The sequence below is a fragment of the Alkalibacter mobilis genome (assembly GCF_015594845.1).
Taxonomy (GTDB): domain Bacteria; phylum Bacillota; class Clostridia; order Eubacteriales; family Alkalibacteraceae; genus Alkalibacter; species Alkalibacter mobilis.
In genome coordinates this window covers 48,251-63,164 of record NZ_JADNRK010000010.1, presented here as the reverse complement: position 1 = coordinate 63,164, position 14,914 = coordinate 48,251, and the positions used below count along the sequence as shown (strand labels likewise).

Genomic DNA, 14,914 nt, shown 5'->3' with positions numbered 1-14,914 from the left:
GTAAAAATAGTTAATAAATACACAAAAACATTGACTTTGAATATCGGTTACATTATCATATATAGAAATACTTAAAATTAAAGTAAGGAGATGGTTGTGGATGAAAGCATCAAAAGCTATTATAAAGTGTCTTGAAATGGAAGGCACAGATGTAGTCTTCGGTTATCCTGGCGCAGCGATGATTTCCATATACGAATCTTTGAGAAGTTCGAAGATCAAACATATATTGGTTAGAAACGAACAATCTATCGTTCATTACGCAAGTGGATATGCAAGAGAGACGGGCAAGGTAGGTGTATGCTTGGTCACATCCGGTCCTGGAGCTACTAACACAATAACAGGGATCGCAACTGCTTATCTGGATTCAATTCCGGTAGTTGTTATAACAGGCCAGGTCGACACTGATCTTATTGGAACTGATGCTTTTCAAGAAGCCGACATAAAGGGAGCTACCGAACCATTTACCAAACACAATTATCTTGTCAAAGATGCAAATGATTTACCCAGAATTTTGAAAGAAGCTTTTTATATTGCAAACAGCGGTCGAAAGGGTCCGGTATTGATAGATATTCCCAAAAACATCCAAGAAGAGAAAATTAAATTCGACTATGAAGGCAAAGTGGATATTCGAGGATACAATCCTACTTTGACCGGGCATATGGGGCAAATCAAGAGAGCTATTTCAAGAATAAAGGCATCAAAGAAACCGGTCATCTATGCTGGTGGTGGAATAATTTCTGCAAATGCTCAAAGGGAGATTCTGGAATTTGCCGAAAAAACAGGGATACCGGTTATAAATTCTTTGATGGGAATTGGTGGTTTTCCTCAAGATTCCAGACTTTATGCAGGAATAGTAGGAAGCCACGGATATGATTATTCTAATGAAATCATTGGGAAAACGGATTTGTTGATAACTATAGGAGCTCGAATGTCAAATAGATCTACAGCGGGATTTCATAAATTGAATCCCAATATTGAGTTTATACATGTAGACATCGATCCGGCTGAAATTGGCAAGAACAGAGGTTTCACTTTACCTATAGTCGGAGATGCTAAAATCATATTGACGGACTTGATAGATAAGTCAGACGAAATGGATTTTTCAGATTGGCTTGATGAGATTGACAAATTAAAGGGTAAATCCGAATCCAAGGAAGAGGTAACGAAAGAAACAGAAAACTTCGTTAATCCGAAAGAAATCATTGCATATTTGTCTGAAAAAATGGATGATGATGCATGTCTGGTTGCTGATGTTGGACAGAATCAAATATGGTCTGCCATGAATTTTAAAGTAGTCAAAAGTCGTAAATTCATGACATCAGGCGGATTGGGGACAATGGCATATAGCATACCTGCCGCTGCAGGTGTAAAAATTGGAAATCCCAAGAGGCAGGTGGTATGTGTGATCGGAGACGGTGGAATACAAATGTGCCTGGGAGAGTTGGCAGTCATAAGAGAACAAAATGCCGATGTAAAGATTATTCTTCTAAACAACGGGAAATTAGGTCTTGTCAGAGAAATACAGGAAGATCTTTACGGCAAGGGGCATGGAAGTGGAGTAGATCTGCAGTATCAGGTGAAATTCACTAAAATTGCAGAAGCATACAATATTGAAGGCTATGAGGTAAGCGATCTGAAAACATTCAAAAATGTTTTAGACAAAGTGTTAAAAAGCGATCAACCATGCTTGATCCAATGCAATATAGATCCAGATACTAGAACCTTGTGAAAATAACATTGTTATAATTTAATTAGGGGGAATCGACTTGAGAAAATACGTATTGTCTTTATTGGTTGAAAATAATTCAGGAGTTTTAAGTAGAATAGCTGGTTTGTTTGCACGAAGATGCTTTAATATTGACAGCTTGACAGTAGGAACAACTGAAGATGAAGCTCTTTCTAGAATGACCATTGTAGTCACGGGAGACGAACAAATTTTAGAACAGATCAAAAAGCAACTTAATAAGCTTGTAGAAGTTATCAAGGTTGTGGAATTGTCGCCTGAAGAGTCCATTAGCAGAGAACTGGTTTTTATAAAAGTAAAAGCCGACAATGATACAAGGTCAAACGTGATCGAAATATCAAACATTTTCAGGGCGAATATCGTTGATGTGGCTAAAAATAGTTTGATTTTGGAACTGACCGGTGATGCTGCCAAAATAGAAGCTTTTACAAATTTGATGGAACCTTTTGGGATCCTGGAATTTATAAGATCCGGTGCAACAGGTCTCCAAAGAGGATTCAACGTTTTGAAAGAAAATTAATTTTAACTGATCGTAATATGATTTGAGAAGGGTATGGATCATCCATTGTGATGATCCATACCCTTTTTAAATTTAAATTATTTTAATTTTCAGCGAGATCTACGAAGTAGGTATTTCTCATATATTGCTTGGCAAATGTAGGATCATTTGCCAACTCAATAAATATTGCGTTGGATTCTATTTCGGAGCACTCAGCCTGCTTTTCTTCTGACAACATATACATCTGGCTTCCTGTTCCAGCAGCATTTCCTATGGATCTGACTTCCACACCTTCGTACCAAGGTAACATACCTATGGATTGCGCGTTTTTTATATCGATGTAATTGCCAAAGGCTCCTGCAAGGATTATTTCATGTAGATCTTCGCCCTTGATGCCATAGGAATTGATCAACATGATACATCCAGTATAAATAGCCCCTTTCGCAAGCTGTACCTGTCTTATGTCGCTTTGTGAAAAGTAAATGTCCTCGTCGAGCCCAGACTCTTCTTTAAACGTTATCACGAAAACTTTTTCATTATCGACGACTTGGATCCTTCTTGCCAGATCGGAATTTTTTATATCGTCCGGATCAAGCAATGCGCCTCTTCGATTTACGACTTCATTTTTGAAAATCACTGACATCAAATCTATAACACCTGAACCACAAATCCCAACGGGAGCAATATTTCCGATAACTTGTGTTTTTAAAAGACCGTCCTCGATATAAACTTTCTCGATTGCACCCTTGGTGCCCCTCATGCCATACTTTATTCCTGCACCTTCCAAGGCAGGTCCGCAAGCGGTAGAAGAAACCATGTAGCTTTTGTCGTTACCCACTGCTATTTCGCCGTTTGTACCCAAATCGATCATTAATCTGTTTTTTCCATCATTGGGAATTGAAAGCAATACTGCCGTTGTGTCTGCTCCGACAAAACCCCCGAGCAGGGGAAGAAAGGATACAACACCCATTGGATTCATCTTTGTTTTTAGGTATTTTGCCTTGGTTTCAACTGCTTTGTGAGTAGTGCTGCTGAAAGGAACTTTGCCTAAAAATTCAGGATTTAATCCTAGGAAAAGATGCTGCATCGTACTGTTGCCGCATATACTTGCATAGTATATGTCATCAATTGAGATTTTATGTTCCTTACAAATGTTTTCAGTTATATTATTTATGGAATCCATTGCGAGTTTTTGTAGCCTGGCAAGGTTTTTTATATCACCGATTACATGATCGATTCTGCTGATCACGTCACCTCCAAGCTCGGTCTGCTTGTTGAGAGATGAGTCTATGCCCACCAAAAAACCTTCATTCAAATCGTATAAATAACCTACCACAGATGTGGTGCCGATATCGAAAGCGATGCCGTAAAGCGGACTGTCATGATCTCCGGCTACAATATCAATAATTTTATTTCTATTTAATATGACTCGTATTCCTGCAGGGTTATGGAAGTTAAGGCTCATCCTCTGCAAAACATCCAGATCCGGATATTCAACATCCACAGGAAGATTGCTTTTCAATGCGTCCCAGTCGTTTTCACCTATTTCAACTTTTAAACTATCTCGTTTGATAAAAATCGACTTTATGGTTGGGTTGAATGAAATTTCATCTAAAGTTGATGATGTAAGTATCTGTGCCTTCTGATCTTCTTCTTTTAGCATCACCTTCATACCGTCGTAAACGTAAGTCTGGCAAGATAGAACGTTTACAAAGGAATCGCCTTCCTGGATTTCAACAGCACATTTTTTACAGGTACCCTTACCACCGCAAACTAAGTTTAAGGGATAGCCGGCTTCTGCACATGCGTCGGACAATTTTGTGCCTTCTGCCACTTCAACAGTCTTGTTTAAAAGCGGAAAATCTACCGTAACAGAATTTTTCATATTTTCGTCTCCTTTTTCAAGTTATAAAATATCGTTTCAAGTACAATTTTAACCCAAGGATAATATATACACAAGTTTAAATATTATATTGACAAAGACTACACTCTTTGATAATATAAAACTAGTAAAGATGCTTGTATATACAAGTGCTGCAAGCAAGCTTGCATTTTTTATTTAAGGGTCTATGAAATCGATATCAACAATTATTTAACAAACTTACCGAGGAGGGAAAGTATTGATTATTATCGGAGAAAAAATCAACGGAGCAATACCGGCAGTCAAGAAAGCCATTCAGGAAAAGGACGCAGACTTTATTAGAGACCGAGCAATAAAGCAAGCGGAAGCCGGTGCGGATTTTATCGATGTTTGTGCATCTACTGCGCCTGATGTTGAGGTGGAAACTTTAAAATGGCTTATAGACATAGTACAAAATGCTGTGGACACACCCATATGCATTGACAGCCCTGATCCATTTTTTTTAAAAGAAGTATTGCCTTTTATTAAAAAACCTGGTTTAATCAATTCAGTGAACCTTGAAAAAATCGAAGGTTCAGATCAAGACAAGTGCGATGTTCTTTTCCCGTTGGTTCAGGGAACCGAATGGGAGGTCATAGCATTGACTTGTGATAGTGAAAACGGTACCCCTAGAGATGTTGAGACGAGAGTTGAGATTTCAAAGAAAATCATAGAAAAAGCTGCTACATTTGGAATAACTCCCGACAAGATCCATATTGACCCATTGGTAATGGCATTATCGACAGACAATAATTCATTGTTGAACTTTGTAGAATCAATGAAACAGGTAAAAGCCATTTATCCTACAGTAAAATTCACATCGGGTTTAAGTAATATTTCTTTTGGAATGCCTAAAAGAAAGATAATTAATCAAAACTTTATGACTTTGGCAATTTATGAAGGAATGGACTCAGCCATAATGGATCCTCTCAACAAGGAGATCATGGGTTCCATATTTGCAACTGAAGCTTTGCTTGCAAGAGATAAACATACTAGAAAATACAATGCCGCAGTCAGAAAAGAAAGAATCTAGTCAGCAAAAAAATAAAATATAAATGCAGAGTAGACAAGATGCGTTAAGTGTTAAGGGATGGGATGTTGCCCTTAAACGAAGGATATTATCCACGATCTCTTGTCGCTTCCGCTGTTTAATCAAGCTCTTGTTTGATTGGATGAGGAGGCACTCTGACAATCAAGGAGAGAAAATGAAAACAACAGTAATCAAGAAAACAAGATTTACAACCAAAACAGTGGTGAACATTGGATTGTTCACAGCAATCAGCGTTGTGCTGAAACTTTTATTTGAGGTGTATATACCTCTGGCGGGATTTTCATCGCTAAGAGTAAATTTTACGACGGTCCCAATAGTCATGTCTGGTATGATATTCGGACCTGTTGCCGGATTGATAACTGGAGCGATATCGGATATATTGTGTTATGTAATCAAGCCAGGCGGACCATATTTCCCGGGCTTTACAATATCGAGCGCCTTAACCGGATGGATACCAGGCATGATATTTTATCTTATAAGAAAGTATAAGAATAAGGATATAAACTTTAATTTCTTGAATATTGTTTCTGTATTTTCTTTGGCAACGATCATCTTGGGTGTTTTGATTTTTCAAAACAATTTGGGTCTTGAAAATGGAAAGGTTATTCTTTTAGGGACTGAGCTGTCAAGTTTTTTCGTAGTTTTGTATGCACTTATAGTTGTAGGCTTTGCAGCTGTTCCACTTGTGTATGCTAAGAACAAATCAGAGAATACGGGTATCTATGGCTTGGATAAAATTTTCTTTACAGTTACATTGACGCAAATAGTAACTTCATTAATTCTGAACACTTGGTTTTTATCAATGATGTTTGATCAGGGTTTCATAGTTTTCCTGCCAGGAAGGCTTATAACAAACTTTGTTCTTATACCATTGTTTTCACTAATCATCTTTAGTGTTCAAAAATATATTAAATCATTCAATTAAGAGGAGGAATTTAAATGGGTTTCAAGAGTGATATTGAAATTGCACAAGAAGCAACGCCGAAGGATATTAGAGAAATCGCGGCCAAACTGGGTTTGACTGAAGACAATCTTGATCTTTATGGAAAGTATAAGGCAAAGGTGGATATCAATCTGCTTCAAAAGCCTTCAGGCAAAAAAGCTAAATTGATTTTGACAACTGCAATCAACCCTACTCCAGCAGGAGAAGGAAAGACTACTACAACAATCGGTGCAGCAGATGCCCTTGCAAAACTAGGAAAGAATGTTATGGTTGCGCTTAGAGAACCTTCATTAGGACCTGTTTTTGGAGTAAAAGGTGGAGCAGCTGGTGGTGGATACGCACAAGTTATACCTATGGAAGATATCAACTTGCACTTCACTGGAGACTTCCACGCTATTGGTGCCGCAAACAACTTGATCGCAGCTATGCTTGACAATCATGTATACCAAGGAAATGCATTGGATATAGACACAAGAAGAGTCGTTTGGAGAAGAGCAGTTGACATGAACGACAGACAGCTTAGAAATATAATTGACGGTTTGGGTGGAAAAGCTCAAGGTGTTCCTAGAGAAGACGGATTTGACATAACTGTAGCAAGTGAGATCATGGCAGTGTTCTGTTTATCCAGCGACATAATCGATTTGAAAGAAAAAGTAGCTAAGATAGTTGTAGCATACAACAGAAAAGGCGAACCTGTAACTGCGGGACAATTAAACGCACAGGGTGCTGTTGCAGCACTTCTTAAAGATGCGCTAAAACCTAACCTTGTTCAAACTTTGGAAGGAACTCCTGCATTTATTCACGGTGGACCTTTTGCAAACATTGCACACGGATGCAACTCTCTTCTTGCAACTAAATTTGCCATGAATTATGCTGATTACGTTGTAACTGAAGCTGGATTCGGTGCTGACTTGGGTGCTGAGAAATTTATAGACATCAAGTGCAGACTTTCAGGATTGAAGCCTGATGCAGTAATCATTGTAGCAACTGTAAAAGCGCTTAAATACAATGGTGGAGTAGCTAAAAATGATTTAGGTCCTGAAAACTTGGAAGCATTGGAAAAAGGGTTGCCTAACTTGTTGAAACACGTGGAAAACGTTACAAAGGTATTTAAATTGCCAGCAGTGGTAGCAATCAATAAATTCCCAACAGATACTGACGCCGAGCTTAAACTTGTTGAAGACAAGTGTAGAGAATTGGGCGTAAATGTTGCTCTTTCCGAAGTATGGGGTAAAGGTGGCGTAGGTGGAGAAGCTCTTGCGAAAGAATTGATCAGACTTACAGACACAGAAAGCGATATGGAGTTTGCATATGAGCTTGAAGATCCTATCAAAGAGAAAATCAACAAAATTGCAACAAAAATTTATGGAGCCAACGGCGTAAACTTTACATCAAAAGCAGAAAAAGAGATTGCAAACTTTGAAAAATTAGGTTTTGGCAATATGCCGGTTTGTATGGCTAAGACTCAGTATTCATTGACTGACGATCAAACTAAACTGGGAAGACCAACTGACTTTGATATCACAGTTAGAGATCTTACAGTTTCAGCTGGTGCAGGATTTATAGTTGTACTTACTGGTGACGTTATGAAGATGCCTGGACTTCCAAAGGTTCCATCAGCAGAAAAAATCGATGTTGATGAAAATGGAGTTATCGCAGGATTGTTCTAAATCTTGAGTTGAACTCAAAGATATAAATAAAGGCTTACACCAAATTGTATACGCCACAGTGTACTACCTATGGTGTGAGCCTTTATATTTTACGGGGGGTAATTGCATGAAAATGGTAGACGGTTCCTGTGTTGATTTTACAACAAAACTCGCTTCTAAAGAAGCGGTGCCTGGAGGAGGAGGAGCAGCTGCATTGGTAGGTGCGGTGGGTACTGCTCTAGCCAGCATGGTAGTTAACTTGACACTTGGAAAGAAAAAGTACGCAGATTATGAGCAGGCTAACAAGGATATTATGGAAAAAGCTCAAAAGATTCAGGATGAATTGCTTGAGATGGTCGATAGAGATGCTGAAAACTTTCTTCCTTTATCAAAGGCATATGGTATGCCCAAGGAAACAGAAGATGAAAAAAGATTAAAAGATGAGACTTTGGAAAAGTGCTTGATCCAAGCTTGTGAAGTGCCAGTGGAAATCGTGAAAAAGTGTTATGAAGCCATAGTCCTGCACAGTGAGTTGGTAGATAAAGGCTCGAAATTGGCGATCAGTGATGTAGGCGTTGGAGTTCAGTGTCTAAGGGCGGCAATAATCAGCGGATGGATCAACGTTGTAATAAATATAAATATGATAAAAGATGAGAGTTACGTCAAAAAGATCAACGAAGAAGTAAAGCCTCTTGTTGGCAAGGGAACAGAGATAGCTGACGATGTGTATGCAAAAGTTGAAGCTATGCTTTCCAAATAGATTGGTACAATAAATTTAAGAATATTTAGGAGGAATTGAAATGGGACAATTATTAGACGGTAAATTGGTAGCAGCTAGTCTAAAAGAAGAGACTTTGAAGCAAGCCAACGAATTAAGGGAAAAAGGAATCATTCCAAAGTTGACAATAGTCAGAGTAGGTGCAAAACCAAGCGATTTAGCTTATGAAAGAGGAGCGCTTAAAAGAATGGAAGCGTGCAACATTGATGTGGAAGTCAAAGAGTTGGATGCTGAAATTTCACAAGATGACTTTGTTGCTGAATTGAAAAAAATCAATGAAGACCCTGCAACTCACGGAATTTTGATTTTTAGTCCATTGCCTGAGCAACTTAACGATTCTGAAATCAAATATTTAATTGCACCAGAAAAAGATGTGGATTGTCTTAGCCCAATAAACGTTGCTAAAATGAACGTCGGAGATCCTACTGGTCTGACTCCATGTACACCGACAGCAGTTATGGAAATATTAAAATACTACGACATCAACCCAACAGGTAAAGATTGTACTGTAGTTGGAGCTTCCAATGTAGTTGGTAGACCGGTATTCGAATTATTATTGAACGAAATGGCAACTGTGACAATATGCCACATCGAAACTAAAGATACTTCTTACTGGACAAAGCAAGCTGAAATTCTAGTAGTAGCAGTAGGAGTGCCAAAACTGGTTAAAGAAAGCTGGGTTTCAGAAGGAACAATAGTTGTAGATGTTGGTATCAACTTCGATAAGGACGGAAAAATGTGTGGCGACGTCGACTTTGACAATATTGTAGATAAAGCTTCCATGATCACTCCTGTACCTGGTGGCGTAGGTTCTGTAACGACTTCAGTTTTAGCTAAAAATGTTATCAAGGCATGTAAACAACAAAACGGGTTGAATTAAAATATCTTGACCGGGGTTTGAATCATATAGGGGTTTAGTATCAGCAAAGGGTAAAGATTAAATTTTATAACGACGGAGGCAAAGGGTCTCCGTCGCAAATTAAAGCTTTCCTCGTGAAAGCTTTTTTTAAGATAGGGTGATATTGAATGTTTATCGATGCGCACGTGCACGTATCCTTAAATGGAGACAACGCAAAAACTTATAGAGAAAGACTTTTGCAAGATGAAAAAAGTGCTGAAGAAATGATACGAAAAGTTTTTTTGGCCTATAAACAAAGGGGGATATATGCGCTCCGTGATGGAGGTGACAACCTTGATATTCACCATCTGATTCGTAGAGTGGCAAAAGAAGAGGGAATCATATATCGTACACCCTTGTATGGAATTTATAAAAAAGGATTTTACGGTCGCTTGATAGGAAAACCGGTAGAATCCATTCAAGAAATCGACGATTGCATAACCGATTTGGTAAAGAATCAAACAGACTTTATAAAAGTCGCATTAAGTGGTATGATGTCTTTTAATGAATATGGACATGCAGGAGAGATAGGGTTTTCAGTAGAAGAATTCAAACATATAATCGAGAGGGCTCATAGTGAGAATTTGCCGGTTATGGTTCATGTCAACACAAAAAAAGGAATCGAGATGGCGTTGAAATGTGGTGCTGACTCGATAGAACACGGCTATTATGCGAATGAAGAATTGTTGAAAGGCATGAAAGAAAAAGGTACGATATGGGTGCCTACACTTGCCCCATTGGGCAATATCGTATATTCAAATGATGAGAGATATAAACTGGAGAAAAAGTTGATTAGGAAAATATTTGAAGAGCAATGCGAAAAAGTAAAATTGGCTTATGACTTGGGCGTTGAAATTGCGGTGGGAAGTGATGCAGGAGCGTACAAGGTTTATCATGGATCAGGATTTTTCGATGAGCTTATTTATTTAAATAAAGCAGGAATCAAAAAAAATGAACTAATGGATATGGCTTTTAAAAATGGTATGAAAGCATTAAAAATTACTAAAAAAGAATTGAATGACATTGAAAACAGGATAAATGAAGAAAGTTGGGTGAGCAGTTGAAAAGCAGCATATTTTCTTGGTTTGGGTACGTCATGCCACTTGAGGAGAGACTCGACCTTATTAGAGAAGCAGGATTTGAAGGTGTATCATTGTGGTGGGAGGACGAGACATATCCTCGACTGATTGAAAAAGAAAAAATGCCTCAAATATTGAGACGCCAAAATTTACATCTTGAAAATATCCATACCAATTACACGGATGTAAATGATTTATGGTCAAGTAATAAAGAGCTTAGAAAAAGTACTTTGAACAGGTACTTTTCATATATTGAGGATTGCAATAAATTTGAAATACCCGTAATGGTAATGCATTGCACAGACAGAGGCAGCGATAAGAATCTTATCAATGAAGGGTTGGAATCCTTTGAAAAAATTGCTTCCTTTGCCGAAATAAACAATATACAGGTAGCAGTTGAAAATACAAGGGATGCAAGCTTGCTTGATTTATTGCTTGAGAATATTTCTCACAAATCATTGGGATTGTGCTATGATTCTTCTCATGACTGGCTGGAAGGACAAACGAAAGGACGGCTGTTTGAAAAATGGAAATCCAGGGTATTTACCACGCATTTGTCAGACAACGACACAAAAGAAGATCGACACTGGATTCCTGGAGATGGGTTTGTGGATTGGTCATATATAAAAAAAATTGTAAAAGAAACAAATTTGGAGTATATTTCAATGGAGCTGGCTGGCAGTGTCGAAAAATTCGAAAGACCAGAGGATTTTTTAATGAAAGCCCGCTTGAAATCCATTGAATTGACGGGTGTAAAATGAAAGTATTAATGAACATGGTAAAACACGAAAGCAAGTTGGGATGGTTTGACAACAATTGGGAAAAATTTTCAAAATATTTGATCGAGAACAGATTGGATGGGGCGGAACTCATTTTTCACAGAGACTATGATGTCAGTGATATTCCCAAAGATCTTGCCGTAGGCATACATATGACGTATTGGCCTACTTGGTTGGATTTTTGGTACAATAACGAAGTGGAAATGAAACGACAGTTTTTGGATATGAAGAATGTGGAGATGTACTATGGAAGCCTGGATCCTCAAATAATGGTTGATACATTCAAAAATGAATTTTCAGTGGCTGAGAAACTGGAGATGGAATATGCTGTTTTCCATGTTTCTCACGTAGAAGTGGAACATACATTCTCATGGGAATTTACGTATTCTGATGAAGAGATCCTATCAAGTACAGCTGAATTGATCAACAGAACATTTGAAGAGACGGACTCCAAGATAAAATTGCTTTTTGAGAATCTATGGTGGCCGGGTTTGAATTTTACAAACCCTGATGTTACAAGTGAATTCATTGAAAAAGTAAACTACCAGCATAAAGGTTTTATGCTGGATATAGGTCATTTGATGATCACAAATCCCAGGCTCAGAGATTTGAATGAAGCCGCAGAATACATTCTGAATATTCTAGATAAAAATAAACACAACTTAAAATATTTCAAAGGGATTCATCTCAATCAGGCACTAACGGGAGCTTATATATTGCAGAATCATAAGGAAAAAATCAAAGATATCAATTGTTGCGACAACTACTGGGATATTTTAAGTTTGGCCAGGGAGCATATAGGAAACATCGACATGCATATACCGTTTGACGATGAAATCATTGATGAAATAATCAAAAAAGTTGACCCGGAATATCTTGTGTATGAATTCTTGCCCAAAGATGTTGATACTTTATCTGATATGATCAAAATTCAAAATAAAGTACTTGGAAGATAAAAAGAAATTTGTTATAATACTTGTAAAGTTAATATAAATTTTAGGTGCCCACTAGGGAGAATAGGGAATCGGATTGAAGTTCCGAACGGACCCGCCACTGTAAGGAAGAGTGTTTGCAATACCACTGGAAACGGGAAGGTGCATAATGCGATGATGCCAAGTCAGGAGACCTGCCTAAGATTTGTCAGCGTAAATGATGGTAAAGTTTACGGTCTTGTTTAAATAATAAGATCGTGAACTTTTTTTGTGTCAAATATTTGAAATTGCTGACCATTTCAAAACTAAAAAACAAACGGGAGGAATCAAAATGAATTTACTTAATGAAACGCTAACAAAAATTACGGAGCCAAACAAGCTGAATATGGAAGATACACAAAAATATGTAGACGGCTTATTAAAACCGGTCGGTAGCCTGGGAGTACTGGAGGACATAGCTACACAAATTGCAGGAATATCAAAAGATATTTTTTCAGCTGAAATCAAAAAAGCTGTATTGGTTTTTGCAGGAGACCACGGAATTTGCGAAGAGGGCATAACAAGTGCACCACAGCCGGTAACGGCATTGATGACAAATTTCATAGCAGAGGGGAAAAGCGGTGTTGGAGCCATTTCCAAACAAGCCGGGGCGACAGTATTGGTAACGGACGTAGGTGTAAATGCAGAATTGAACAACCAAAAGGTTAGAAATAAAAAAGTCAGATACGGAACTGCAAACATGACAAAAGGATCTGCAATGACTAAAGATGAAGCGATAAAATCACTGGAAGTTGGAATTGAAATAGCCAATGAAATGATAGACAAGGGATACAATCTTCTTGCCACCGGAGAAATGGGAATTGGAAATACAACTCCAAGTTCTGCAATATTTTCAGTATTTGGAAATATATCTCCTGAAGAAGTGACCGGAATTGGTGCAAACTTGGCAGAAGATAAACTTAGAAAAAAATCTGATGTGATTAGACAGGCGATTGAAATCAACAGACCTGATCCCAATGATTCTCTAGACGTTCTGATGAAAGTCGGAGGATTGGAAATCGGAGCCATGGCAGGTGTTATGCTTGCCGGTGCCAGTAGAAAAGTACCTGTACTTATTGATGGATTCATATCAAGCGCAGCAGCGGCACTGGCTGTTAAATTCAATCCTGAAGTTCGTGGTTATCTGATATGTTCGCACTCGTCAGCGGAAAAGGGAGCTTTAAAGGGGCTTGAAATAATGGGCTTCAAACCGTATCTTCATATGGACATGCGATTGGGTGAGGGAAGCGGAGCAGCTCTGGCGTTTAACATAGTTGAGGCTGCCATATCCATGTACAACGAAATGGGTACGTACGCTCAAGCTGGAATTGAAGTAGTGTGAGGTGTGAGATGAATACTAGAAAGTTAGTTTTGATTGGTTTGTTTATAGCTATTTCTTTTGTTGGAGCTCAGATAAAAATAGTTTATTCAATAGCTTTTGATTCAATGCCTGCATTTGCAGCAGCACTACTACTGGGACCAGTTCCAGGAGCAATCGTAGGGTTTTTGGGTCACATGTTGACTTCCTTGACTTCCGGATTTCCGTTTACAATTCCGGTACATCTGCTGATTGGAGTGTCAATGGGAGCTATTTGCTGGTTGTTTGGAAAACTGAATCAAAAAGTACCTGGTTTTTTAAATGCAGCAATTGCAATTTTATTAAATGGTATAGGTGCAACATTCATTTCTGTATACGCCATGTTCATTTTGGGCATTATACCATCGTGGAACCAACTTTTCTTTTCATTAGTAGGGGTTCTCACTTTGGCTTCAACGATAAATGTTTTAGTAGCTGTTGTTTTGGATAAAATAATCGGAAATACAGGACTTATCGGTCAACGATCCTAAATAAACAAAACTTTTATGAGACTTATTGAAAAAAAACTGTTGCATTTTTTCAATGTATGATAAAATGATATACAGCAAAAATGTATTTAATCATGTAAATTAAGTTTTATGAAAGGAAATGCAAAATGAGATATAAAAAAGGCTTTGAAACAAAAGAAAATATAATTAGAGTAGCAAAAGAAATGTTTTACGATATGGGATATACCAAGTCTACAGTTCAAAAAATTGCTGATAACGCAAATATTCCTTTAGGTTTGATTCCATATTATTTCAAGACCAAAGACAATATCGTTTTAGAGATAAATTCAAAATTTTATCTGCTGATACATGAATTCGTGAATAACAGGCTGAATGTCAAGAAGAATTCATATCTTAAGCTTTATATTGTAACATCCATATATTATGAAATAATTTTGAGCGACTTGCATAACAAAAAATTCTTCTATGAGGTTTTAAGAAACAAGTCGAACTTTAGATCTTTGAGTTTTAGTGTGGAGAGAATATATAAAATGATAGCCAAGGAATTCGAATTGGATTACGATCAGACGGACATCGACTGCATAATGATATCGGAGTTTGGAGCACGAAGAGAACTATTGCTTAATTATTGTGAAGGACATCTGGATGTAGATATGGATTACCTGTTGAACCAACTGGCATCTTTGACAGGTAAATTATTCGGAATCAAAAGCGAAATAATAGAGGACTATCACAGACAGTACAAAGAGTTTAAGGAAAGTCACGATTACAGCAGCATAAAATTTTTAGTTTAAAA

Annotated in this window: 14 protein-coding genes and 2 riboswitches; of the genes, 13 read left to right on the top strand and 1 reads right to left on the bottom strand. The window is 37.7% G+C overall.

Annotated elements, in window-relative coordinates; genetic code table 11:
* Positions 1-100: 100 nt before the first annotated feature.
* Both ilvB and ilvN read left to right on the top strand, forming a co-directional pair.
* Positions 101-1,729: a biosynthetic-type acetolactate synthase large subunit gene (ilvB, locus tag IWB18_RS07035; RefSeq protein ID WP_195682913.1), complete on the top strand. Its 1,629-nt coding sequence runs from the start codon at positions 101-103 to the stop codon at positions 1,727-1,729.
* Between the two features lie 37 nt (positions 1,730-1,766).
* On the top strand, positions 1,767-2,264 hold the full coding sequence (gene ilvN, locus IWB18_RS07030; RefSeq protein ID WP_195682912.1) for an acetolactate synthase small subunit: 498 nt from the start codon (positions 1,767-1,769) through the stop codon (positions 2,262-2,264).
* Positions 2,265-2,346: 82 nt separating this feature from the next.
* Here ilvN and IWB18_RS07025 read toward each other — a convergent pair whose 3' ends face one another.
* Positions 2,347-4,128: an ASKHA domain-containing protein gene (locus IWB18_RS07025; RefSeq protein ID WP_195682911.1), complete on the bottom strand. Its 1,782-nt coding sequence runs from the start codon at positions 4,126-4,128 to the stop codon at positions 2,347-2,349.
* Between the two features lie 235 nt (positions 4,129-4,363).
* Here IWB18_RS07025 and IWB18_RS07020 point away from each other — a divergent pair, with 235 nt between their 5' ends.
* The 11 genes from IWB18_RS07020 to IWB18_RS06970 all read left to right on the top strand — a co-directional run bounded on the left by IWB18_RS07020 (position 4,364) and on the right by IWB18_RS06970 (position 14,912).
* Positions 4,364-5,176: a methyltetrahydrofolate cobalamin methyltransferase gene (locus tag IWB18_RS07020; protein ID WP_195682910.1), complete on the top strand. Its 813-nt coding sequence runs from the start codon at positions 4,364-4,366 to the stop codon at positions 5,174-5,176.
* Positions 5,177-5,199: 23 nt separating this feature from the next.
* A riboswitch (THF riboswitch) is annotated at positions 5,200-5,292 on the top strand.
* 56 nt (positions 5,293-5,348) lie between these two features.
* Positions 5,349-6,119: a folate family ECF transporter S component gene (locus tag IWB18_RS07015; protein WP_195682909.1), complete on the top strand. Its 771-nt coding sequence runs from the start codon at positions 5,349-5,351 to the stop codon at positions 6,117-6,119.
* 14 nt (positions 6,120-6,133) lie between these two features.
* Positions 6,134-7,807, top strand: a complete 1,674-nt coding sequence (locus IWB18_RS07010; protein WP_195682908.1) for a formate--tetrahydrofolate ligase — start codon at positions 6,134-6,136, stop codon at positions 7,805-7,807.
* 106 nt (positions 7,808-7,913) lie between these two features.
* Positions 7,914-8,546, top strand: a complete 633-nt coding sequence (locus IWB18_RS07005) for a cyclodeaminase/cyclohydrolase family protein (RefSeq protein ID WP_195682907.1) — start codon at positions 7,914-7,916, stop codon at positions 8,544-8,546.
* A 40-nt stretch (positions 8,547-8,586) separates the two neighbouring features.
* On the top strand, positions 8,587-9,444 hold the full coding sequence (locus IWB18_RS07000) for a bifunctional 5,10-methylenetetrahydrofolate dehydrogenase/5,10-methenyltetrahydrofolate cyclohydrolase (protein ID WP_195682906.1): 858 nt from the start codon (positions 8,587-8,589) through the stop codon (positions 9,442-9,444).
* Positions 9,445-9,590: 146 nt separating this feature from the next.
* Complete coding sequence (locus IWB18_RS06995) at positions 9,591-10,526, top strand: amidohydrolase family protein (protein ID WP_195682905.1); 936 nt, start codon at positions 9,591-9,593, stop codon at positions 10,524-10,526.
* The gene (locus tag IWB18_RS06990; protein WP_195682904.1) at positions 10,523-11,302 is read left to right on the top strand and encodes a sugar phosphate isomerase/epimerase family protein; all 780 of its coding nucleotides are present in this window, start codon (positions 10,523-10,525) and stop codon (positions 11,300-11,302) included. Before IWB18_RS06995 ends, IWB18_RS06990 begins: the two co-directional genes overlap by 4 nt.
* A complete protein-coding gene (locus IWB18_RS06985) occupies positions 11,299-12,276 on the top strand; it encodes a TIM barrel protein (protein WP_195682903.1) in 978 nt (325 codons plus the stop codon). The genes IWB18_RS06990 and IWB18_RS06985 overlap by 4 nt, the downstream gene beginning before the upstream one ends.
* A 25-nt stretch (positions 12,277-12,301) precedes the next feature.
* Positions 12,302-12,468: riboswitch (cobalamin riboswitch) on the top strand.
* 115 nt (positions 12,469-12,583) lie between these two features.
* The gene (gene cobT, locus IWB18_RS06980; RefSeq protein ID WP_195682902.1) at positions 12,584-13,633 is read left to right on the top strand and encodes a nicotinate-nucleotide--dimethylbenzimidazole phosphoribosyltransferase; all 1,050 of its coding nucleotides are present in this window, start codon (positions 12,584-12,586) and stop codon (positions 13,631-13,633) included.
* Between the two features lie 8 nt (positions 13,634-13,641).
* Positions 13,642-14,139, top strand: a complete 498-nt coding sequence (locus tag IWB18_RS06975; RefSeq protein ID WP_195682901.1) for an ECF transporter S component — start codon at positions 13,642-13,644, stop codon at positions 14,137-14,139.
* 125 nt (positions 14,140-14,264) lie between these two features.
* Complete coding sequence (locus IWB18_RS06970) at positions 14,265-14,912, top strand: TetR/AcrR family transcriptional regulator (protein ID WP_195682900.1); 648 nt, start codon at positions 14,265-14,267, stop codon at positions 14,910-14,912.
* The last annotated feature ends 2 nt before the right edge of the window (positions 14,913-14,914 follow it).